This is a genomic window from Sphingomonas trueperi (genome assembly GCF_011927635.1).
Classification (GTDB): Bacteria; Pseudomonadota; Alphaproteobacteria; order Sphingomonadales; family Sphingomonadaceae; genus Sphingomonas; species Sphingomonas trueperi.
Map to the genome: position 1 here is coordinate 168,721 of NZ_JAATJB010000003.1, position 22,055 is coordinate 190,775.

Genomic DNA, 22,055 nt, shown 5'->3' on the forward strand with positions numbered 1-22,055 from the left:
CCGGGCCCCTTTTCGTATGGGGGTGCGATCGCCTAAGGGTGGAACGATGGCTTGCCGGCGTCTTCCCCGATGATCGTAGTTTCGCAGAGTGGCGCGGCCATCGTCGGCGCGGTGCTGGCGTTCGTGCTGATCGCGGCGGTGTGGGCGCTCTACGCCGGGCTCGCGGCCCGCGCCGCAGCACGCACCGCCTATGAGCAGAACCGCCGGCTGCTGCGCTTCTCCCGCACCTCGCCGGCGCTGCCCATGCTCATTCGCGCCGATGGCCGCATTGAAATGTCGCCACGCCTCGCCGCCTGGCTCGGACTTGAGAGGCCGGTCGAATCGCTCGCACGGCTGTCGCAGAAGGATGCGGGGCTCGATCCCGAGGATGTCGCCTTGCTCGGCGAGCAGGTGGAGGCGGCGCAGCGCGCGGGACAATCCTTCCGCCTGTCGCTGCCGGTGCGCGGCTCCGAGCGGATGCTGCTGGTGCTCGGCGAGCGCGCCTCCGAAGCGGTGGAGACACCGGGCAGCGTGCTGCTCTGGGTGCTCGATGCGACCGACAGCCAGGCCGAGGTCGGATCCCTCGAACGCGAGGCCGATCGGCTGCGCGCCGCCTTCGACGCGCTGACTGCGCTGATCGAGGCCGCGCCGATGCCGATGTGGTATCGCGGGCCCGATCTGCGGCTGCTGATGGTCAACACCGCCTATGTCCGCGCGGTCGAGGGCCGCGACGCCGAGGACGTGGTGTCGCGCGGGGTGGAACTGGTCGATGGCGCGGGGCTGGGCGGGCCGCTCGCCAACGCCGCGATCGCGCGCGATACGCAGGAGCCGCAATCGGCGGCGATGCCCGCGACGATCGCCGGCGCGCGGCGGATGCTCCGCCTCCACGACGTGCCGCTGCCGACCGGCGGCATCGCCGGCTTCGCGGTCGACATCGAGGAGCTGGAGCGCGCCCGCGGCGGCCTCAAGCGCTTCGCCGAGGCGCAGCGGGCGATGCTCGACCGCATGTCCGCCGGCGTCGCCCAGTTCGGCTCGGACCGCAGCCTGGTCTTCTGCAACCAGCCCTTCCGCCGCCTGTTCGCGATGAAGAACGAGTGGCTGGCCGATCGCCCCGAATTCGACCGCGTGCTCGAGCGGATGCGCGAGGCGCGCAAGCTGCCCGATGTGCGCGACTTCCCGCACTGGAAGGCCGAGCGCCGCGAATGGTTCACGTCGCCCGAGGCGGTGGAGGAAAGCTGGAGCATCGGGACCACCCATCTGCGCGTCGTCGCGCAGCCGCTGCCCGAGGGCGGGCTGCTGCTGATCTTCGAGGATCAGACCCAGCAGCTCGAACTCCAGCGCGAGCATGGCGAGATGCAGCAGGTCCGCACCGCGACGCTGGACAGCCTGGCCGAGGCGGTCGCGGTGTTCGGCAAGGGGCGGCTGCAGCTGTGGAACCGCAAGTTCCGCCAGGTCTGGGGCTTCGAGGACGGCTTTCTCGACGGCCACCCGCAGATCGCCACGATCGTCAAGGCGGCGGGCGGCAAGCTGGTCAACGCGGCGCGGGCGGAGATCATCGGCGACCTGATCCGGCTCGCCGCCAAGGACCGCCAGCAGCGCGGCTCCAGCATCACCTTCGCCAATGGCCGCCATTTCGACATCGCCGCGGTGCCGCTGCCCGACGGCAATGCGCTGGTGACGATGCTCGACACCACCGATCGCCAGCGGGTGGAGCGCGCGCTGCGCGACCGCAACGAGGCACTGGAGGCCGCCGACCGCGTCCGCACCGCCTTCGTCGCGAACATGAGCTATGAGCTGCGCACGCCGCTCACCTCGATCAAGGGGTTCGGCGAAATGCTGCAGGGCGGGTTCGCCGGCAAGCTGAGCGCCGACGGCAAGGAATATGTCGAGGCCATCCTGATGTCGGTCGATCGGCTGGGCGGGCTGATCGACGACGTGCTCGACCTGACGCAAAGCGAAGGCCAGCCGATCGAACGCGAGACGGTGGATGTGGAACTGGCGGCGACCAGCGCGGCGGACGTCATCGCGCCGCTTGCCAAGGGCAAGGCGATCGAGCTGGTAATCGAGGATGCCGGCACCGCCGGCGTGGTGCAGGGCGATGCGCGCCGCATCCGCCAGACCGTCGAGCATCTGCTGCGCCATGCCGTCTCGCACACGCCCGAGGGCGGCCGAGTGCTGCTCCATCTCGACGGCAATGCACGGGTGGCGCGGGTGATCGTCAGCGATGACGGTCCCGGCATGGCCCCGGAGGCGGTGGCGCGGGCGTTCGATCGGTTCGCACAGGTCGGTACCTCGCGCGGGGGCGACCGTGCGCTCGGGCTGGGGCTGCCGCTCGCGAAGCAGTTCGTCGAGGCGCATGGCGGGCGGATCGAGCTGATCTCCGAGCCGGGGCAGGGGACGCTCGTCACGGTGGAGTTGCCGCGCGGATGACCAAGAACAGGATCGTGCTCGCCTCGCTGGAGGAGGCGCTGGCACTGGGCGCCAGGCTGGCGGCGGTAGCGGGCCCGGGCGACGTCATTGCCCTGTCCGGCCCCCTGGGCGCCGGCAAGACGAGCATCGCGCGTGGGCTGCTCGCGGCACTGGGGCTGGAGGGCGAGGCGCCGTCGCCGAGCTTCGCGATCGTCCAGCCCTATGACGTGCCCGAGGTGCGGCTGCCGGTGCTGCACGTCGATCTCTACCGGATCGAGGACCCGGACGAGGCCGAAGAATTGGGGCTCGACGATGCGCGCACCGACTCGCTACTGCTGGTCGAATGGCCCGAGCGGCTGCCCGCATCGGCATGGCACGATGCCCTGTGGCTGACGCTCGCGGTCGCGGCGGACGGCACCCGCGCCTTGACAGCGCGCGTGCCGGCGGCATGGGAAGGCCGATGGCCGTTGACATGACTCCGCCGCCTGCGGCGCCCGCTTTTCTCGCTTCTGCCGGTTGGGCAGGGGCCGACATCCTCCCCGTCGCCGGCGATGCCTCGTTCCGCCGCTATTTCCGCGTGGTCGAGGGGCACCGCAGCGCGATCCTGATGGATGCACCGCCCCCGCACGAGGACCCGCGTCCGTTCCTGGCGGTGGCGCGTTGGCTGACCGAGCATGGCTTTGCCGCGCCTGCGATCCTGCACGAGGATCTGGCGCAGGGCCTGGTGCTGCTCGAGGATTTCGGCGACGTCCGGCTGCGCGAGACCGTCGATGCCGAGCCCGCGCGTGAGCTTGGCCTCTACGGCGCCGCGGTGGATCTGCTGGTGCGGCTCCACGATACGCCGGCCGGCGTGGAGGCGCCCTATGATCTCGCCGTCTACCAGCGCGAGGCGGCGCTGTTCGTCGAATGGTATTGCCCGGCCGTCGGGCTGGAGGTCGATGCCGCGGGCTATCGCGACGCCTGGGATGCGGTGCTGGCACCGCTGCTCGATGGTCATCGCCCCGTCACGGTGCTGCGCGACTACCATGCCGAGAATCTGATGCTGATCGATGGTGGCGAAGGCTTGGGACTGCTCGACTTCCAAGATGCGCTGGCCGGGCACCCCGCCTACGACCTCGTCTCGCTGCTTCAGGACGCGCGCCGTGACGTGCCGCAAGCGACCGAGGCGGCGATGCTGGCCCGCTACCGCGACGCGACCGGCGCGGGGGAGGCGTTCGACATCGCCTATCACGTGCTCGGCGCGCAGCGGAACGCCAAGATCCTCGGCATCTTCACCCGGCTGTGGAAGCGCGATGGCAAGCCGCGCTACCCAACGCTCTGCCCCCGCGTCTGGGCCTATCTCGACCGCGACCTCGCCCATCCGGCGCTCAAGCCCGTGGCCGACTGGTTCGCGGCCAACGTCCCGCCCGAGAAGCGCGGCGATCCGATGCAGGTGGCGGCATGACGATCTATTCGCTCCGCCCGCAACCGGCGGCGCCCGTGCCCAAGACCGCGATGGTGATGGCCGCCGGCCTCGGCAAGCGGATGCGCCCGCTCACGGTCACCCGGCCCAAGCCGCTGATCGACGTGGCCGGCAAGCCGCTGATCGACCATGTCTTCGATCGCCTCTCGGCCGCGGGGGTCGAGCGGGCGGTGGTCAACGTCCATTACCTCGCCGACCAGCTCGAGGCACATCTGCGCGCACGGGTGAAGGGCATCGAGCTCACGATCTCGGACGAGCGCAAGCAGTTGCTGGAGACCGGCGGCGGCCTCGTCCAGGCGCGCGCGATGCTGGGCGATGCGCCCTTCCTGTGCGTCAACAGCGACAATCTGTGGGTCGACGGCCCCAGCGACGCGATCCGTCTGCTCGCATCGCAATGGGACGATGCCAAGATGGACGCGCTGCTGCTGCTGGTGCCGCTGGCACGCGCGACCTGCCATCGGGGGCAGGGCGACTTCCGGCTCGATGCCTTCGGACGGATCACCGAGCGGCGCAAGCCCGGCCGGCTGGCGCCCTTCGTGTTCACCGGGATCCAGATCCTGTCGCCGCGCGTGATCCGCGACTGGCCCGAGGGGCCGTTCTCGACCAATTTGTTCTGGAATCGCGCGATGGAAGCCGGGCGGCTCTGGGGCGCGGTGCATCAGGGGCTGTGGTTCGACGTCGGTTCCCCCAAGGCGATTCGCGCGACCGAGCTGGCGCTCGCCGAGCTTTGAGGCCGCCATCGCCACCTCCGCCCCGGGGGCGGTGACGGGCTCCCCGTCGCGGCTGGTCAGGTTCGGCGGCGCTTCACGGCTCGAGCGTCAGGAGCGCCGTCACTCCCGCCGCGACCGCCAGCCCCGCGCACACCAGCGCCGCGACGTGGAAGCCGCCGACCAGCGCCGCGCCGGTCTGCGACAGCACCGCACCAGCCAGCGCGGTCGCGACCAGCCCGCCGGTGCGCGCGATCGCGCTGTTGAAGCCCGAGGCGGTCCCCGTGAAGCGATCGTCGACCGAGGCGAGGACTGCCGTGGTCAGCGGCGCCACCGCGCCCGCCATGCCCAGCGAGAGCACCAGCATGCCCGGCAGGATGCTCGTCCAATAGCTTGCCTGCGGATCGGCACCCGAGAGTAGCCAGAATCCGAGGCCGGTAACGATCGGCCCGATCGAGAGCGGCCAGCGCCCGCCGATCCGCGCCGCCAGCCGCCCGGCGAAGCGCGAGGAGACGCCGATCACGATCGAGAAGGGGAGCAGCGCGAGCCCCGCCTGCGCGGGCGGATAGCCGCCGCCGACGATCAGCAGATAGGGCAGCAGCAGGATAAGCCCGCCCAGCGCGCCGTAGAGCAGCAGCGTCAGCACGGTCAAACCGACGAAGGGCAGCGATCCGAACAGCGCCAGCGGCATCATCGCCCGCTCGCCCAGCCGGTGCTGGTGGAGCACGAAGCCGCCGAGCAGCGCCACGCCGCCGATGAGGCCGACGGTCGACGGGGTGGAGACCGCATGGCTGCTCGACCAGAGGGTGAGCGCCCAGGTCAGGCTGCCCAGCCCGGCGGTGGCCAGCGCGGCGCCCAGCCAGTCGAGCCCGCCCTTGCCACGCTGGCTCTCCGGCACGAAGCGCCAGGCGATGGCGATCGCAGCGGCCGCGACGGGCAGGTTGAGGTAGAAGATCGCGCGCCAGCCGACCGCGTCGACCAGCCAGCCGCCGAGCGGCGGGCCGACGGCGGAGGCGATCGCCCCGGCCGAGGCCCAGGTGCCGATCGCGCGTCCGCGTGCCTCGCCGTGGAAGCTGCTGCCGAGCAACCCGAGGCTGTTGGGCATCAGGATTGCCGCGCCGATCCCCTGCAGTGCTCGGGAAGCGAGCAGCAGGTCGGTGCCGCTCGACAGCGCGCAGCCGAGCGAGGCCAGGGCGAAGATCGCGACGCCCAGGATCAGCATCCGTCGCCGGCCGAAATAGTCGCCGGTCGCGCCCCCGAACAGCAGCAGCGCGGAGAGCGGCAGGAGATAGGCGTTGATGATCCAGGGCAAGGTCGCCGCGTCGGCGGCGAGCGTCCTGCCGATCGTCGGCAGCGCGACATTGGTCACCGATCCGTCGAGAAAGGCGAGGCTGGAGGCGCACATGCACGCCGCGATGATCCAGCCGCCATTACGCGGGGCGGGCGGGGCGGTGTCGCTCATCGGCGGGTCTGGCGCTGCATGGCGCCGGCTCTAGCGGGGCAGGCGGGCGAGGGCCAGCCGGGCCGACGGTCTCGTGCCCTCGCATGCTAACGGATGACGCCGCCGCAATCGCCCGCTACACCCCGGCCCCCATGTCGATCCACATCCTCCATCTTCATTCGACCTTCGCGCTCGGCGGCAAGGAAGCGCGGGCGGTGCAATTGATGAACGCCTTTGGGGACCGCGCCCGGCACACCATCGTCTCGGCGATGCCCGACCAGCTCGGCGCCCGCGAGGCGATCGACCGCCACATCAAGTATGAAATCGCGCTCGATCCACCGCCGCTCGCCGGCAAGCCCTCGGTCAAGCGCTACGAGCAGATCGCGCGCTTCATGCGCCGCTTCGACCTGGTGCTCACCTATAACTGGGGGGCGATCGACGGGGTGATGGCGGCGCGGGTGTTCGGCAAGGGCCTGCCGCCGATCATCCACCATGAGGACGGGTTCAACGCCGACGAGGCCGAGAAGCTGAGCACCGTGCGCAACATGTATCGCCGCATGGCGCTGCCCGCCGCCAATGCGCTGGTGGTGCCCTCCGAAAAGCTCGAGCAGGTCGCGACCAAGTTCTGGAAACAGCCGGCCGAGCGGCTGGTGCGCATCGCCAATGGCGTGCCGACTGGGCGCTACACCGGCCAGCTCGACTCGTCGCTGCTGCCGATGCTGGACAAGCGCCGCAAGGGCGAAGTGTTCATCGGCTGTCTCGCCGGGCTGCGGCCGGTGAAGGACCTGCCGATGCTGGTCCGCGCCGCGGCGGGGATGTCGTCGCGCTTCAAGCTGGTGATTCTGGGCGAGGGCCCCGAGCGCCAGGCGATCCTCGATCAGGCAGAGGCGATGGCGATCGAGGACCAGGTCTTCCTGCCCGGCTTCATCGCCAATCCGCATCGCTATCTGGGGCTGTTCGACATCTTCGCGCTGTCGTCGAAAAGCGAGCAGGCGCCGGTTTCGGTGCTGGAGGCGATGGCGGCGGGGCTGCCGATTGTCGCGCCGCAGCTAGGGGATATTGCGGCAATGGTGTCCGAACCCAATCACAAGTATCTTTCGGTCGACCGCACCGAAGTGTCGCTGCGCGATCGGCTCGACATCCTGGCGCAGCATCCCGACGAACGGAAGCGGCTGGGCGAGGCGAACCGACTGCGGGCTGCGGCGTTGTACGACGAGGCCGAGATGGTTGCGGCCTATGCGCGGCTCTATTCCCAGGCGATGGGGCGGCCGGGCACGCTGGGCTGAGACGGGGCGGGGTTGATTTGTTACTCGCTTGTCGCAGCCAATCCGGCTAGCGTCGCGCGGCAATTTTTGTGGAGGCAATGTGTTCAAGGGTCTTTCGCCCATCAACTACAACGGTCGTGAAGTATGGCCGCTGGTCGAGGGCGGGAAGGGCGTCGCAGCGACCAACCATGCGAGCGCGGGGGCCTGGGCGGCCGCCGGCGGCATCGGCACGGTCAGCGCGGTCAACGCCGACAGCTATGATGCGGATGGCAAGATCATCCCGCAGATCTATCGTGCCCTCACACGCCGCGAGCGCCATGAAGAGCTGATCCAATACGCGATCGAAGGCGCCGTCCAGCAGGTCAAGCGCGCCTTCGAGATCGCCGGCGGCAAGGGCGCGATCAACATCAACGTGCTCTGGGAAATGGGCGGCGCGCAGCGCGTCCTCCAGGGCGTGCTGGAGCGGACCAAGGGCATGGTGGCGGGCGTCACCTGCGGCGCCGGTATGCCCTACAAGCTCAGCGAGATCGCGGCGCACCACGAGGTTAGCTACCTGCCGATCGTCAGCTCGGGCCGTGCCTTCCGCGCGTTGTGGAAGCGGGCCTATTCGAAGGCGCAGGAATGGCTGGCGGCGGTGGTCTATGAGGATCCCTGGCTCGCTGGCGGGCATAACGGCCTGTCCAACGCCGAGGACCCGCGCGCGCCGCAGGATCCCTATCCGCGCGTCAAGGCGCTGCGCGAGGTGATGCGCGAAGGCGGCCTGCCGGACAGCGTACCGATCGTGATGGCCGGCGGCGTCTGGTATCTGCGCGACTGGAACGACTGGATCGACAATCCCGAGCTGGGCGCGATCGCCTTCCAGTTCGGCACGCGCCCGCTGCTCACCCGGGAAAGCCCGATTCCCGATGGCTGGAAGGCCAAGCTGATGGAGATCGAGGAAGGCGACGTGCTACTGCACCGCTTCTCGCCGACCGGCTTCTATTCGAGCGCGGTGCGCAACCCGTTTCTGCGTCACCTGGAAGCGCGCTCGGAGCGCCAGATTCCCTATTCGACCGAGGCTGCGGGGGATCACACCTTCCAGCTCGACGTCGGCGTGAAGGGCAAGAATTTCTGGGTGACGCGCAACGACCTGCTGCGCGCGCGCGAATGGTTCGGCCTCGGCTTCACCAGCGCGCTCAAGACGCCGGACAACACGCTGGTGTTCGTAACCCCCGAGGACCAGCAGGTGATCCGCAAGGATCAGGCCGACTGCATGGGCTGCCTCAGCCAGTGCCAGTTCTCGTCCTGGGCGGATACCGAGACCAACTCGACCGGCCGCCTGGCAGATCCGCGTAGCTTCTGCATCCAGAAGACGCTGCAGGACATCGCTCATGGCGGCGATACCGACAAGAACCTGATGTTCGCCGGCCACGCCGCGTACAACTTCAAGCGCGATCCGTTCTATTCGAACGGGTTCGTGCCGACGGTGAAGCAGCTGGTGGACCGGATCCTAACCGGGGATTGAGGAAAGCACGTCTACCCCCTCCTCCTTGGACGGGGGGTGGGGTGGAGGGATTCCGGAACGCCTGTTGGTCTCTGTGAGACACAGCCCCACCCCAACCCCTCCCCTGAAGGGGAGGGGCTAAAGTTCAGGTCAAAGCCACCCTTCGAACACTTGGTCCGGCGGGCGGTGCCCGTCGGCCCAGCTGCGGATATTGGCGATGACCTTCATCCCCATCGCCTCGCGTGCCTCGAAGGTCGCCGAGCCGAGGTGCGGCAACAGCACGACATTTTCCAGCGCGATCAGCCGTGGATCGACCCTGGGCTCGTCGACATAGACGTCGAGCCCGGCCCCGGCGATCCGGCGTTCCTGCAGTGCCGTCACCAGCGCGTCTGGCTCGACGATCTCGCCGCGCGCGGTGTTGACCAGCCAGCCATCAGGCCCGAGCAGGTCCAGCCGCCGCGCGCCGATCAGCCCGTTGGTGGTCGCGGTGTGCGGGGTGTGGATGGTCAGGATGTCGACCGCTTCCAGCATCGCGTCGAGATCGTCGTGATAGGTGGCGCCGAGCTGATGCTCGAGCACCTCGTGCACGCGGTGCCGCCCGTGATAATGGATCTGCAGCCCGAAGGCGCGGGCGCGCTGCGCCACTGCCTGGCCGATCCGGCCCATGCCGAGGATGCCGAGCTTGCGCCCGCCGATGCGGTGGCCGCGCATGCTGGTCGGGCTCCAGCCGTTCCAGCCGCCGGAGCGTACCAGCTTGTCGCCCTCAACCAGCCGGCGCGGCACGGCGAGGATCAGCGCCATCGCCATGTCGGCGGTGTCGTCGGTCAGCACGCCGGGGGTGTTGGTGACAACGATGCCGCGGGCGCGCGCGGCCTTGAGATCGATATGGCCGACGCCCGCGCCGTAATTGGCGATGAGGCGGAGACGGTCGGGCGCGGCGGCGAGCAGGTCGGCGGTAATGCGGTCAGTGACGGTGGGGACCAGCACGTCCGCATCGGCCATGGCGGCGGCGAGCGCGGAAGCTTCCATCGGCGCGTCGTCGGGGTTTGGGACCGAGTCGAACAGCGCCGCCATCCGCGCTTCGCTGGCGTGCGGCAGCGCGCGGGTGAGGATCACCCGGGGGCGGGACGGTCGCTTGGGATCGGCCATGGCAAAGGATTGGCCGGTGGCGCGGATACAGTCAACGGTTGAAGCGCAGGGCCGGCTGGTCGATAGACGCGGCATGCAGCAGCGGCGTTTCTCGATCGGTATCGCAGCCCTGGCGCTCGTCGCCCTGGCCACCCCCGCACATGCGGAGCGCAAGCCGCCTTATTATGCCTCGCTCAAGGCTAGCAAGGCGCGGATGCGCAGCGGGCCGGGGCGCAACTATCCCACCAACTGGTTCTACCAGCGGCGCGGCCTGCCGGTGAAGGTGCTCGCGAGCTATGGCGCCTGGGTGAAGGTGCGCGATCCTGATGGCGCGGAAGGCTGGATGCAGGCCAATCTGCTCGACGACAAGCGTACGGCGATCGTCGCGGGCGGGATCGCCGAGCTGCACAGCAGCCCGTCCGGCGACTCGCACATCAGCTGGCGCGCAGCGCCGGGCGTGGTCGGCAAGATCAGTGCGTGCAGCGGCGGCTGGTGCTGGTTCGATGCCGCAGGACGTGCCGGCTATGTCGAGCAGGCGCGGATCTGGGGGACCGAGCCGGGCGAAACGGTGCGGTAAATTACGACTCTTAAAGTCCCTCCCCTTCAGGGGAGGGGTTGGGGTGGGGCTGTGCCTCACCGAGACCCATGCACGTTCTGGAATCCCTCCACCCCCAAACCCCTCCTCCCAGGAGGAGGGGCTCAGGAAGAGTGGCTCAATCCATCAGCTCCACCGCCACCGCGGTCGCCTCGCCGCCGCCGATGCACAGCGAGGCGAGGCCGCGCTTTTGGCCCTTGGTTTCCAGCGCGGACAGCAACGTCGCCAACACCCGCGCGCCGCTGGCGCCGATCGGATGGCCGAGCGCACAGGCGCCGCCATGGATGTTCACGGCGTCGTGGCTGAGGCCCAGTTCCTGCATCGCGATCATCGTCACGCAGGCAAAGGCCTCGTTGACCTCGAACAGGTCGACGTTGCCGGTTTCCCAGCCCGCCTTTTCCAGCGCCTTGCGCATCGCGAACACCGGCGCGGTGGTGAAACGCGCGGGTGCGTGGGCATGGGCGGCATGGGAGACGATCCGAGCGATCGGCGTCAGCCCCAGTTTCTCCGCCACCGAGGCGCGGGCCAGCACCAGCGCCGCTGCGCCGTCCGAGATCGACGAGGCATTGGCCGCGGTGATCGTGCCGTCCTTGGCAAAGGCGGGCTTGAGCGTCGGGATCTTGGCCGGATCGGCCTTGGTCGGCTGCTCATCGAGGGCCACCGTCACCACACCCTTGCGCCCCTGCAGCTCGACCGGGACGATCTCGCGGTCGAAGGCGCCGCCGGTCTGCGCCGCCCTGGCGCGCTCGAGGCTGGCGATGGCGAAGGCATCCTGCGCCTCGCGGGTGAACTGATATTCCTTGGCCGTCTCCTCGGCGAAGCTGCCCATCAGGCGGCCGGGCTCATAGGCGTCCTCCAGCCCGTCGAGGAACATGTGGTCCTTGAGCACGTCATGCCCGATCCGCGCGCCGCTTCGGTGGCGCATCGAGAGATAGGGGGCGTTGGTCATGCTCTCCATGCCGCCGGCGATCAGCAGGTCGACCGAGCCCGCAGCGAGCGCCTCGGCGGCCATGATCGTCGCCTGCATGCCCGATCCGCACATCTTGTTGACCGTGGTCGCTTCGATGTGCTGGGGCAGCCCGGCCTTGAGCGCGGCCTGGCGGGCAGGGGCCTGGCCGAGCCCGGCGGGGAGCACGCAGCCCATATAGATGCGCTCGATCGCCTCACCTTTCAGCCCGGCGCGCTCGACCGCGGCGCCCACCGCGGTGGCGCCGAGATCGGTGGCGGACGCCTCGGCGAGGCTCCCCTGGAAGCTCCCCATCGGCGTGCGGGCATATGACAGGATGACGATGGGATCGGCGGACATGCAGGTTCCTCTCAGAGTGTTTGGCGCCGATCTAGGGCCTCGGCGGCAGGTTTGCAAAAGCCCGGGCGTTCCCGCAGGAAGGCCCCGTGCGTACCGATTGCCGACCCCTTCAGACGCGACGCGCCGACAGGCGCTGGGCCGCCGCATGACACCGATGGAACTATGGGGATGGCCGATCCTGCTCGGCGTGCTGGGCGCGGTGTTCGGCAGCTTCATCGCCACGATCGCGATCCGCTGGCCGGAGGGGCGGGGCGTCGCCCGCGGGCGCTCGGCCTGCGATTCCTGCGGCATCCCCCTGGGCGCAGCCGAACTGGTGCCGGTGCTCAGCTATCTCGTGCAGCGGGGACGGTGCCGCCATTGCGCGGCGCGCATCGCGCCGAGCCACTGGTGGACCGAGGTCGTGGGGCTGGCGATCGGCGGGATCGCGGGGCTCGCCGCGCCGGGCGTCGAGGGGGCTGCAGGGGCGGTGTTCGGGTGGCTGCTGCTGGCGCTGGCGGCGCTGGATCTTGCGGCCTTCTGGCTGCCGAACGGGCTCAATGCGGCGCTCGCCGTCGTCGGGCTTGGCGTCGGCGCGGCGGGCATTGGCGCGCCGCTGGCCGAGCGCGTGCTCGGCGGGGTTGCCGGCTTTGCGGTGCTGTGGCTGGTGGCGCGAGGCTACAGGGCGCTGCGCGGTCGGCAGGGACTGGGCGGAGGAGACCCCAAGCTGTTCGGGGCGATCGGCTGCTGGCTCGGCTGGGAAAATCTGCCGATGGTGCTGCTCGCCGCCAGCCTGATCGGGCTGGCGGCGGTGCTGGCGATGCTGGTGGTGGGGCGGCGGGTCCGGGCAAGCGACCGGCTCCCCTTCGGCGTGATGCTGGCGCTGGGGGCCTGGATGGTGTGGCTTGTCCCGCAGCTGCTGCCGCAGCCGGCCCCGCCGGGGGAGGTGATGACATGGCAGCTCGCGCCGATCGACCATTGATCACCGGCCTGCTCCAGGCCAAAAAAAAGGCCGCCCCGGAGGACGGCCTTTGAAAGTCTTAGGAGAGGATGCCTGAAAGGCCCGATCTTTCTGCATCGCGGGGGCATCTGCTGCAAGTGCGAACTGTTACCGGTATCATTGCAAAATTTGCAACCTGCCAGCGTTGTCACATGCGTAAAGGTTAATCACACCTTAGGGGGCTAGATGACTGCATTGAAATTGAACGACTTTCTTCCGTATCGAATGTCGATTGCCTCCAATGCGGTGTCGGATGCGGTGGCCACCGCCTATCGGAACCTCTTCGGCTTGCGCATTCCCGAATGGCGTCTCGTCGCAGTGCTGGCCGAGGGCGGGGCGATGAGCCAGCAGGCGCTGTGCGGCCGAACCCGCATGGACAAGGTGACGGTGAGTCGCGCCGCGATCGGCCTGGTCGAGCGGGGGCTGATCGCACGTGCGGCAAATCCGATCGACCAGCGCTCGCATCTGGTCGCGCTCACACCCGAGGGCTGGCAGCTGTACGAGCAGGTCGCGCCCAAGGCGCTCGAGCTGGAGCGGCGCCTCTTCGCCAGCTTCTCCGAGGAGGAGAAGACGCAGCTGGCGGCGATGCTCGCGCGGATCGAAGACGCGGCTACGGCATTCGACGGGGGTTGATCGCGCCGCCCGGCCTCGCGTAAGCAGGGAGGGCCCTCCCCAGGCGTGTAGCGAAGAACCGCAAGGAGGACTCCGTTGACTGACTATGCCGATCGCGCCGGACTGCAGGTTGCCACGACGCTGGCGCGTTTCGTCGAGGACGCGGTGCTGCCGCCGCTCGGCATGGATGCGGACGGGTTCTGGGCCGGCGCCGCGAAGATCTTCGCCGAGCATGCACCGGTAAACCGCAACCTGCTGGCCAGGCGCGACGCGCTGCAGGCCGCGATCGATGCGCGGTTGGCGAGCGGCGCGGCGGCCGACGAGGCGTTCCTGCGGGAGATCGGCTATCTGGTTCCTGAACCGGTGCCGTTCGCCATCGCGACCGAGCATGTCGATGCGGAGATCGCGACGCTGGCCGGGCCGCAGTTGGTGGTGCCGGCGCTCAATGCCCGCTTCGTGCTCAACGCGGCCAATGCGCGCTGGGGCAGCCTGTACGACGCGCTGTACGGCACCGATGCGATCCCGGGCACGGCAGGCCCCGGCGGCTATGATGCGGCGCGCGGCGCGCAGGTGATCGCCTGGGCACGGGCATTCCTCGACCAGGTGCTGCTGCCCTCCGCCACCGAGATCGGCAGCACGGCGGAAGGCGCGCGACAGACCATCTATTATCGCGGCGCCAACGGCCTGCACTTCGCGATCGTGCGCGATTCCGGCCACCCGATCGGTCGCGACGATCCCGAGCATGTCGCCGATGTCCTGCTCGAATCGGCGCTGACCGCGATCGTCGATCTCGAGGATTCGGTCGCCGCGGTCGACGCCGAGGACAAGGTTCAGGGCTATGCCAATTGGCTGGGGCTGATGCGCGGCGATCTGGCCGAGACGTTCGCGAAGAACGGCCGCAGCCTCACCCGCACGCTGGCGCCCGATCGGGAACTGGCCGAAGGCATCACGCTGCCCGGGCGCGCGGTGCTGCTCGTCCGCAATGTCGGTCATCTGATGACGACGCCGGCGGTGCTGCTGCCCGATGGCAGCGAGGCGCCCGAGGGCATTCTCGACGCGATCGTCACCGGCGCGATCGGACTACATGACCTCAGGGGCCTGGGCCGCTTCCGCAACAGTCGGGCGGGCTCGATCTATGTCGTCAAGCCGAAGATGCACGGGCCGGAGGAATGCGCCTTTGCCGACCGGCTGTACGGTGCCGTGGAGGCGCTGCTCGGCCTCGCGCCCAACACGATCAAGATCGGCCTGATGGACGAGGAGCGGCGCACCTCGGCCAATCTCGCCGCCTGCATCCACGCGCTGAAGGACCGCCTGTTCTTCATCAACACGGGCTTCCTCGATCGCACCGGCGACGAGATCCACACCAGCATGCGCGCGGGTGCGATGGTGCCCAAAGGCGAGATGAAGGCTGCGCGCTGGATCGCCGCCTATGAGGCACGCAATGTCCGCATCGGTCTCGACTGCGGGCTGGCCGGGCGGGCGCAGATCGGCAAGGGCATGTGGGCGGCCCCCGATCGCATGGCCGACATGCTCGCGCAAAAGATCGCGCACCCGAAGAGCGGCGCCACCACCGCCTGGGTGCCGAGCCCCACCGCCGCGACGCTGCACGCGACGCATTACCATCAGGTCGACGTCGCCGCCTGCCAGCGGGCGCTTGCGTCCGAGGTGCCGCCGCTCGCCGATCTGCTGACGGTACCGCTTGCCGAAGGCCGCAACTGGAGCGCCGAAGAAATCGAGCGCGAGCTGGACAACAATGCCCAGGGCATCCTCGGCTATGTCGTGCGCTGGATCGACCACGGCGTCGGCTGCTCCAAGGTGCCCGACATCCATGATGTCGGGCTGATGGAGGATCGCGCGACGCTGCGCATCTCCTCGCAGCACATTGCCAACTGGCTGCTTCACGGTGTCGCCACGCCCGAGCAGGTCGACGCGGCGCTGCATCGCATGGCGGCGAAGGTAGATGCGCAGAATGCCGGCGATCCGTTGTACCAGCCGATGGCTGGGCGGGAGGCGCAGCGCCTCGCCTTCCAGGCGGCGCGGGCGCTGATCTTCGAGGGCGTCGACCAGCCGAGCGGCTATACCGAGCCGTTGCTGCACCGCTATCGGGCACGCGCCAAGGCGCTCGAACCTTGCGTTTGATCGCAAGCGTTGCTTGGAACGACGGAAGCGGGGAGCCAAATCGGCAACGGACCGTTACGGAAGCGGGAGGGCCGGATGCAGTCGCGGCTCCCGAAGGAGGCGCGTGGGTAAAGGGGTTCGGGTGGTTTGGGTCGCGGCGCTGGCCGGGGCGGGGTTCGTGCCAGCAGTTGCGCATGCCCAGCTGAACGATCCCAAGCCGGGGCAGGGTGCGCCGCAATCTGCTCCGCAAGCCCCGCAGGATGCGACCGCCAGCGATCCGCAGCAGGCTGCGCCGATCGTCACCGACAAGGCGTTCGAGGAAGCCCTGCCCAAGCTGAGCGACGACATCAACGCGCCGCTGGAGCCGCTCGGCGGTTTCCAGAAGCCGGCGGCGACGCCGAATGCCGCCCCCTCCGCCGCGCCGACCGCGCCCGCCACCCCGGTGCTGCAGGCTCCGGCGGTCGTCGATGAGCAGGGCTTTGCCGCGGCAGGCCCCGAGGCGCCCGAAATGGCCGCACCCTTGCCGCCCCTCGCAGAATTCAAGGTGGCGCCGGTCGCCGACACCGCCGACGACAGCGACAAGGCGCCCACCATCCGCTACACCACCGAAGTCGACGGCCTCGCCGAACTGCGGCTCGACGACGAGTTCCGTAGCCTTTCCGCGCTCCAGCACGGCAAGGGCAAGGCGGCCAATGCGGCGATGGTCTCGGCCCGCGCCCGCGAAGACGAGAAGCTGGCGCTGCGGCTGATGAAGTCGCTCGGCTATTATGACGGCACCGCATCGTCCTCGATCGCGCAGAACCCGCCCAACTCGGGCAACCTCCGCGCGACGATCGTCGCCTCGCCCGGCAAGCTCTACCGCCTGGGATCGGTGCGGATCGAGAGCGATCCGACGAATCCGCCGGGGCTGCTCGACCGCGAGCTCAACCTCAACCCGGGTGACCCGATCCAGGCCGATCGCGTGCTCGGCGCCGAGGCCAATGTGTCGCTGCGGATGCCGCAACAGGGCTATCCGTTCATCGAGCTGGGCCAGCGCGACATCGTGCTCGACGATGCCACCCACACGGGGGACTATACGCTACCGGTGACGCTGGGCCCGCGTGCGAGCTTCGGCGAGATCCAGACGGCGGGGCGCCGGCAGGTGTTCACGCCCGAGCACATCAACATCTTCCGCCGCTATCGCGAGGGTCAGATCTACGACAGCCGCAAAATCGACGACCTGCGCCAGGCGCTGATCGCGACGGGGCTGTTTTCCACCGTCTCGGTCGAGCCGCAGCGCACCGGCAAGCCGGGTCCGGACGGTACCGAGCAGGTCGACCTGCTGGTGCGCCAGGTTGCGGGCAAGGCCCGCACGCTGGCGGGCGAACTGGGCTACAGCACCGGCCAGGGCATCAAGGCCCAGGCGAGCTGGGCGCACCGCAACCTGTTCCCACCCGAAGGCGCGCTCACCGTCAGCAGCATCCTCGGCACGCAGGAACAGGCGCTGACCACCACCTTCCGTCGCTCCAATGCCGGCAAGCGCGACCGCACCTTCCTGCTCACCGCGTCGCTCAACCACCAGGATTACGACGCGTTCGAGGCCTTCACCACCACGCTATCGGCCCGCATCTCGCGCGATTCCACGCCGATCTGGCAGAAGCGCTGGACCTATTATTACGGCGCCGAGCTCGTCGGCTCGAACGAAGACCGCTACAATTACAGCCTCGGCAAGCGCGATCGCGGAACCTGGCTGATCGCGGCGATCCCGACCTTCCTCGGCTATGACACCTCGGACGACCTGCTCAACCCGACGCGGGGCTATCGCATCAAGGCCAATCTGAGCGCGGAGACCTCGGTGCGCGGATCGGTGCGCCCCTATGCGCGGGGGATGCTGGAGGTGGACGGCTATTACCCGGTCACCAGCAGCATCGTGCTTGCCGGCCGAGTCCGCGCCGGATCGATCACCGGCGTGTCGCGCGACGACCTGCCGCCTTCGCGGCGCTATTATGGCGGTGGCGGCGGCTCGGTGCGCGGCTTCGGCTATCAGGAACTCGGGCCCCGATCGCCCGACGACAAGCCGGTCGGCGGCCGTTCGTTCAACGAGTTCGGGATCGAGGCGCGCTACCGCTTCGGCAATTACGGCATCGTGCCGTTCCTCGACGCCGGCCAGGTCTATGAGGGCACCATGCCCACGGGCCGCAACCTGCGCTTCGGCGCGGGCATCGGCGGCCGGCTCTACACCAATTTCGGGCCGCTACGCATCGACGTGGCGACCCCGATCGCGCGCAAGCCGGGTGAATCCAAGATCGCGCTCTATATTTCGATCGGACAGGCATTCTGATGGTGGACGACTTGCCTGAAACCGAGACCGTCACGGTCGTGCGCGCCGGCAAGCCGCTCTGGGTGAAGATCGCCCAGTGGGTGGCGCTGGGGCTGGTGTCGCTTGCGGCGCTGGCGGGGTTGGCGGTGCTGGGGCTCGATACCCAGCCGGGGCGGCGACTGATCGCCGACCAGCTCGCCCGGCTCAAGCTCGAGTCCGGCCTCGGCTTCCGCATCGGTCGGATCGACGGCTCGATCTACGGCGGCATGGTGCTGCGCGACGTACGCGTGAGCGACACCAGGGGCGTGTTCGCCACTGCCCAGGAGATCAGGCTCGACTGGCGGCCGCTCTCCTATCTCAACAACCGGATCGACATCCGCAACCTGGAGAGCCCGGAAATCCGGCTCGCGCGGCTGCCCGAACTCAAGCCTTCGGGTGATCCGAACGCACCGCTGCTGCCCGATCTCAACATCGACGTCGCGCGGCTGAACGTCGCGCGGATCGACATCGCGCCGGCGGTGGACGGCCAGCGGCACATCGCGCGGCTCAGCGGATCGGCGCATCTGTCGGACGGGCGTGCGCAGTTGGTCGCTGATGCGGGCACGATCGCGGCGCGCGGCGTGGCCGGCGGCGACCGCGTGACGCTCAAGCTCGACGCGGTGCCGGCAGCCAATCGGCTCGACATCGACCTGCGGCTGCATGCCCCCAAGGGCGGCCTCGTCGCCGCTCTCGCCAAGCTGCGGGCGCCGCTGGTGGCGACCGTCCAGGGCGCGGGCGACTGGAAGCATTGGGCCGGCAAGGGCGTCGCGACGCTCGGCGGCGGCAGTCTCGCCGATCTCGACGTGACCGCCGATAGCGGCCGCTTCCAGATCCGCGGCATGACGCATCCCGGCCTGTACCTGCAGGGCCCGGTCGAGCGCCTGACTGCGCCGGGGCTGCGGCTCGACACCGACTTCCGCTGGGCCGACCGCAAGGCCGACGGCGTGATCAAGCTCAAGTCCGATGCGCTGTCCGCGCAGGCCCAGGGCCTGGTCGATCTCGGCAACAACCGGTTCCGCGGCGTGCATGTCGACGCACTGCTGCTCAAGCCGGGGACGATCGCACCCAAGCTCGTCGGCCGCTCGGTGCGCGCCTCGCTGGCACTGGAAGGCGCCTTCGCGACCCCGATGGTCGACTACAAGCTCTCCGCCGGCGCGATCGGCTTCGGCGAGACGGTGGTCGAGCAGCTCTATGCCGAAGGCCGCGCGCGGGTGGATTCGGATCGCATCCTGGTGCCTGTGCGCGCCAGGGCGGCGCGGGTGTCGGGGCTCAACGCCGCGGCGGGAGGTCTCGTCACCAACGTTACGGTGAACGGTGACATAGCGATTTCGGGCAGCCGCATCCTCTCCGACAACCTCCGGCTGAAGTCGGACAAGATCGACGCGACCGCCATCGTCGCCGCCGACATGGCCACCGGCCGATACACCGGCGCGCTGAAGGGACGCATCAACGATTACACCATTGCCGGGGTCGGCGTGGTCGACCTCAACACCGATGCCGAGCTCTACACCGCCCCTGGCGGCGGTTGGGGCATTCGTGGCAAGGTCGCGGGGCGGTCGCGCAAGCTGTTCAACGACGGCGTCCGCAAATTCCTGGGCGGCAACACCGTCGCCTCGGCGCGATTGAACCTCGATCCCAAGGGCGTGATCGGCATCGCCGATGTCCGCCTGAAGGCGCCGCAGTTCCGCGTGTTGCGCGGGCAGGGGACCTATGATCCCGCGGGCGCGATCCGGCTCACGGCGGACGCCGTCTCCGATCAGTACGGCCCGCTCAGCGCCCGCGTGACCGGCACGCTCAACGCGCCGCAGCTGCTGCTGCGTGCCGAAAAGCCTGGGCTGGGCGTGGGGCTCGCCAAGGTCGAGGCCAAGGTCGTCGGCCGCGGTGACGCCTATGCGGTGACCGCCACCGGCGAGAGCAATTACGGGCCGTTCAACGCCGATGTGCTGGTCCGCACCGGCACGGCACTGGCGATCCAGGTCAATGCCGCGCGCTTCGCCGGCATGGATATTGCCGGCCAGCTTCAGCAGACCTCGGCCGGGCCCTTCGCTGGCCAGCTGACCTTCCGCGGATCGGGCGTGAACGGCCTCGCCACGCTGGGCGCCGAGGGCAAGTTCCAGCGCGCCGACGTGCGGGCGACCGCGGCCAATGCCGCGATCCCCGGCGTCGCCGAGCTGACCATCGGCCGGGCCATCGCCAATGCCAGCATCGTGCTGGCGGACCAGCCGCAGGTCGTCGCAGACGTGCAGATCGCCAACCTCAAGCGCGGCGAGTTCCTGCTGCGCACCGCGCGCGCCAAGATCGACTATCGCGGCGGCAATGGCACCGTGCAGGCGGTTGCCAGCGGCTCGTCGGGCGTGGCGTTCGACGTCGCGCTCAACGGACGGATGACCCCGGCGCTGTGGACGGCCGCGCTCCAAGGCCAGGCGAGCGGGGTCAAGTTCCGGACGCTGCAGGCTGCACGGATCGCGATCGAGAACGGCACCTATCGCCTGCTGCCGACCCAGATCGATTTCGACCAGGGCAGCCTGCGCCTTGCCGGCCGCTATGGCGACGGCACGGTGCTGCAGGCGCGGCTCGACAAGCTCGACTTGGCGATCATCAACGCCTTCGTGCCTGATCTCGGCATCGGCGGGACTGCCACCGGCAGCCTCGACTTCGCCCAGACCTCGGCGGACGCGTTCCCCAGCGCCGACATGCGGCTGGAGATCGACGATCTGACCCGCTCCAGCCTCGTCCGCGTCTCGGCGCCGGCGCATATCAGCATGGTCGGCAAGCTGCTCCCCGACGGTGGCGACCTGCGCGCGCTGATCCGGCGGGGCGACGCGACGATCGGTCGCGTTGTCACGACGTTGCGCCCGCTGGGACCGGGTGCGGGCAGCTGGACCGAGCGGCTGATGGCGGCCCCGCTTTCCGGCGGCATTCGCTATAACGGCCCGGCAGCCTTGCCTTTCGCCTTTGCAGGGTTGCCCAACCAGCAGCTCACCGGCGCGATCGGCATGGCGGCGGACTTCACCGGCCGGGTCGATCGCCCGCAGCTCAACGGCGTCGTCCGCGCCGACAACCTGACCTATGACAATGAAGGTACCGGCACCCGCCTGACCAACCTCAAGATCGACGGCCAGTTCTCCAACGACGCCTTCGTGCTCAATCAGGCGAACGCGCGCGCCGGTGACGGCAGCGTGAGCGCCAGCGGGCGGGTCGGTCTCTCCTCGGCGGACGGCTTCCCGATGGCGATCACCGTCAAGCTCGACAACGCCCGACTGGCGCGCAGCGAGGCGTTGGGCGCGACGGCGAGCGGCACGCTCACCATCACCAAGAGCGTCGACGTCCAGAAGATCGAGGGGCAGATCAACATCCCCGAGGCGAACTATCAGATCATCCGCCAGGGCGCGGCCGAGATCCCGGAGCTCAGCGGCGTGCGGCGCAAGGGCGATATCGATCCGAACCAGCAGGCGCAGGCGAAGAAGCCGGCGCGCGCCTTCGGCAATTTCGACCTCGCGATCCGCGTGCGAGCCGACAATCGCCTGATGGTGAGCGGCATGGGGCTCGAGTCCGAATGGCAGGCGAACATCACCATCGGCGGTACGACGCTCGCCCCGCAGATCCGCGGCACGATGGAAGTGGTGCGCGGCACCTACAGCTTCGCCAGCCGCCGCTTCGAGCTGACCAAGGGCATCATCAGCTTCCAGGGCGCGGAGCTGACCAACCCGACGATCGACATCTCGGCGAACACCACGGCGGAGGGCGTGGCGGCGATCCTCAACATCACCGGCACCGCGCAGAAGCCGCAGATCGCCTTCACCTCCAACCCGGCGCTGCCGCAGGACGAGGTGCTGTCGCGGCTGTTCTTCGGCACCAACGTGACCAACCTGTCCGCCACCGAGGCGATCCAGCTGGCCGCGGCGCTCAACTCGCTGCGCGCCACCGGCGGCGGGCTCAACCCGCTCGGGCAGCTCAAGTCCGCAACGGGCATCGATCGGCTGCGCGTACTTGGCGCCGACGATACCACCGGGCGGGGGACCTCGCTCGCGGCGGGCAAGTACATCACGAACAACATCTATATCGAGATCATCACCGACGCTCGGGGCTTCACCGCAACGCAGCTGGAGGTGTCGCTGTCGCGGGCGCTGAGCGTGCTTTCGCAGACGAGTTCGTTCGGCGGATCGGGTGCGACGCTGCGCTACTCGCGGGATTATTGAGGTGGCGCGGGCCCGATAGTCGTGCAACCATGCCTCG

Annotated in this window: 15 protein-coding genes; 12 read left to right on the plus strand and 3 right to left on the minus strand. The window is 69.3% G+C overall.

The window, feature by feature from the left end; all coding sequences use genetic code 11:
- The first annotated feature begins 69 nt into the window (after window positions 1-69).
- From GGR89_RS06620 to GGR89_RS06635, 4 genes are read left to right on the plus strand one after another with little or no spacing between them, the layout of a single operon-like run.
- Entirely contained in the window at window positions 70-2,409 is a 2,340-nt protein-coding gene (locus GGR89_RS06620; RefSeq protein WP_125973370.1) for a sensor histidine kinase, read from the plus strand.
- On the plus strand, window positions 2,406-2,864 hold the full coding sequence (tsaE, locus tag GGR89_RS06625) for a tRNA (adenosine(37)-N6)-threonylcarbamoyltransferase complex ATPase subunit type 1 TsaE (RefSeq protein ID WP_125973368.1): 459 nt from the start codon (window positions 2,406-2,408) through the stop codon (window positions 2,862-2,864). Before GGR89_RS06620 ends, tsaE begins: the two co-directional genes overlap by 4 nt.
- The gene (locus GGR89_RS06630; RefSeq protein WP_206431098.1) at window positions 2,861-3,832 is read left to right on the plus strand and encodes an aminoglycoside phosphotransferase family protein; all 972 of its coding nucleotides are present in this window, start codon (window positions 2,861-2,863) and stop codon (window positions 3,830-3,832) included. Before tsaE ends, GGR89_RS06630 begins: the two co-directional genes overlap by 4 nt.
- Window positions 3,829-4,581, plus strand: coding sequence for a nucleotidyltransferase family protein (locus tag GGR89_RS06635; RefSeq protein ID WP_125973364.1), 753 nt, complete (start codon window positions 3,829-3,831; stop codon window positions 4,579-4,581). Before GGR89_RS06630 ends, GGR89_RS06635 begins: the two co-directional genes overlap by 4 nt.
- Before the next feature lie 73 nt (window positions 4,582-4,654).
- Here GGR89_RS06635 and GGR89_RS06640 read toward each other — a convergent pair whose 3' ends face one another.
- Complete coding sequence (locus GGR89_RS06640) at window positions 4,655-6,019, minus strand: MFS transporter (protein ID WP_241213279.1); 1,365 nt, start codon at window positions 6,017-6,019, stop codon at window positions 4,655-4,657.
- Between the two features lie 131 nt (window positions 6,020-6,150).
- Between GGR89_RS06640 and GGR89_RS06645 the strand changes: the two genes are divergently transcribed.
- Window positions 6,151-7,284: a glycosyltransferase gene (locus GGR89_RS06645; RefSeq protein ID WP_125973362.1), complete on the plus strand. Its 1,134-nt coding sequence runs from the start codon at window positions 6,151-6,153 to the stop codon at window positions 7,282-7,284.
- Between the two features lie 79 nt (window positions 7,285-7,363).
- Complete coding sequence (locus tag GGR89_RS06650) at window positions 7,364-8,767, plus strand: NAD(P)H-dependent flavin oxidoreductase (protein WP_125973360.1); 1,404 nt, start codon at window positions 7,364-7,366, stop codon at window positions 8,765-8,767.
- A 129-nt stretch (window positions 8,768-8,896) separates the two neighbouring features.
- Here the strand turns inward: GGR89_RS06650 and GGR89_RS06655 are convergent, their stop codons facing one another.
- Window positions 8,897-9,895 (minus strand): 2-hydroxyacid dehydrogenase, encoded by a 999-nt coding sequence (locus GGR89_RS06655; RefSeq protein ID WP_125973358.1) that lies wholly within the window; start codon window positions 9,893-9,895, stop codon window positions 8,897-8,899.
- A 73-nt stretch (window positions 9,896-9,968) separates the two neighbouring features.
- Between GGR89_RS06655 and GGR89_RS06660 the strand changes: the two genes are divergently transcribed.
- A complete protein-coding gene (locus GGR89_RS06660; RefSeq protein WP_125973356.1) occupies window positions 9,969-10,451 on the plus strand; it encodes an SH3 domain-containing protein in 483 nt (160 codons plus the stop codon).
- A 136-nt stretch (window positions 10,452-10,587) separates the two neighbouring features.
- Here the strand turns inward: GGR89_RS06660 and GGR89_RS06665 are convergent, their stop codons facing one another.
- Window positions 10,588-11,775 carry an acetyl-CoA C-acyltransferase gene (locus GGR89_RS06665; RefSeq protein WP_125973354.1) on the minus strand — a complete coding sequence of 396 codons (1,188 nt, stop codon included), beginning with the start codon at window positions 11,773-11,775 and terminating at the stop codon, window positions 10,588-10,590.
- Window positions 11,776-11,920: 145 nt separating this feature from the next.
- On the opposite strand from GGR89_RS06665, the gene GGR89_RS06670 reads away from it, so the two are divergent.
- From GGR89_RS06670 to GGR89_RS06690, 5 genes are all read left to right on the plus strand, one after another.
- Window positions 11,921-12,733, plus strand: coding sequence for a prepilin peptidase (locus tag GGR89_RS06670; RefSeq protein WP_206434264.1), 813 nt, complete (start codon window positions 11,921-11,923; stop codon window positions 12,731-12,733).
- 204 nt (window positions 12,734-12,937) lie between these two features.
- Entirely contained in the window at window positions 12,938-13,384 is a 447-nt protein-coding gene (locus tag GGR89_RS06675; RefSeq protein ID WP_125973352.1) for a MarR family winged helix-turn-helix transcriptional regulator, read from the plus strand.
- A 162-nt stretch (window positions 13,385-13,546) separates the two neighbouring features.
- Entirely contained in the window at window positions 13,547-15,502 is a 1,956-nt protein-coding gene (locus GGR89_RS06680; RefSeq protein ID WP_425338748.1) for a malate synthase G, read from the plus strand.
- Between the two features lie 103 nt (window positions 15,503-15,605).
- On the plus strand, window positions 15,606-17,801 hold the full coding sequence (locus GGR89_RS06685; RefSeq protein WP_241217826.1) for an autotransporter assembly complex protein TamA: 2,196 nt from the start codon (window positions 15,606-15,608) through the stop codon (window positions 17,799-17,801).
- On the plus strand, window positions 17,801-22,018 hold the full coding sequence (locus GGR89_RS06690) for a translocation/assembly module TamB domain-containing protein (RefSeq protein WP_125973348.1): 4,218 nt from the start codon (window positions 17,801-17,803) through the stop codon (window positions 22,016-22,018). Before GGR89_RS06685 ends, GGR89_RS06690 begins: the two co-directional genes overlap by 1 nt.
- The last annotated feature ends 37 nt before the right edge of the window (window positions 22,019-22,055 follow it).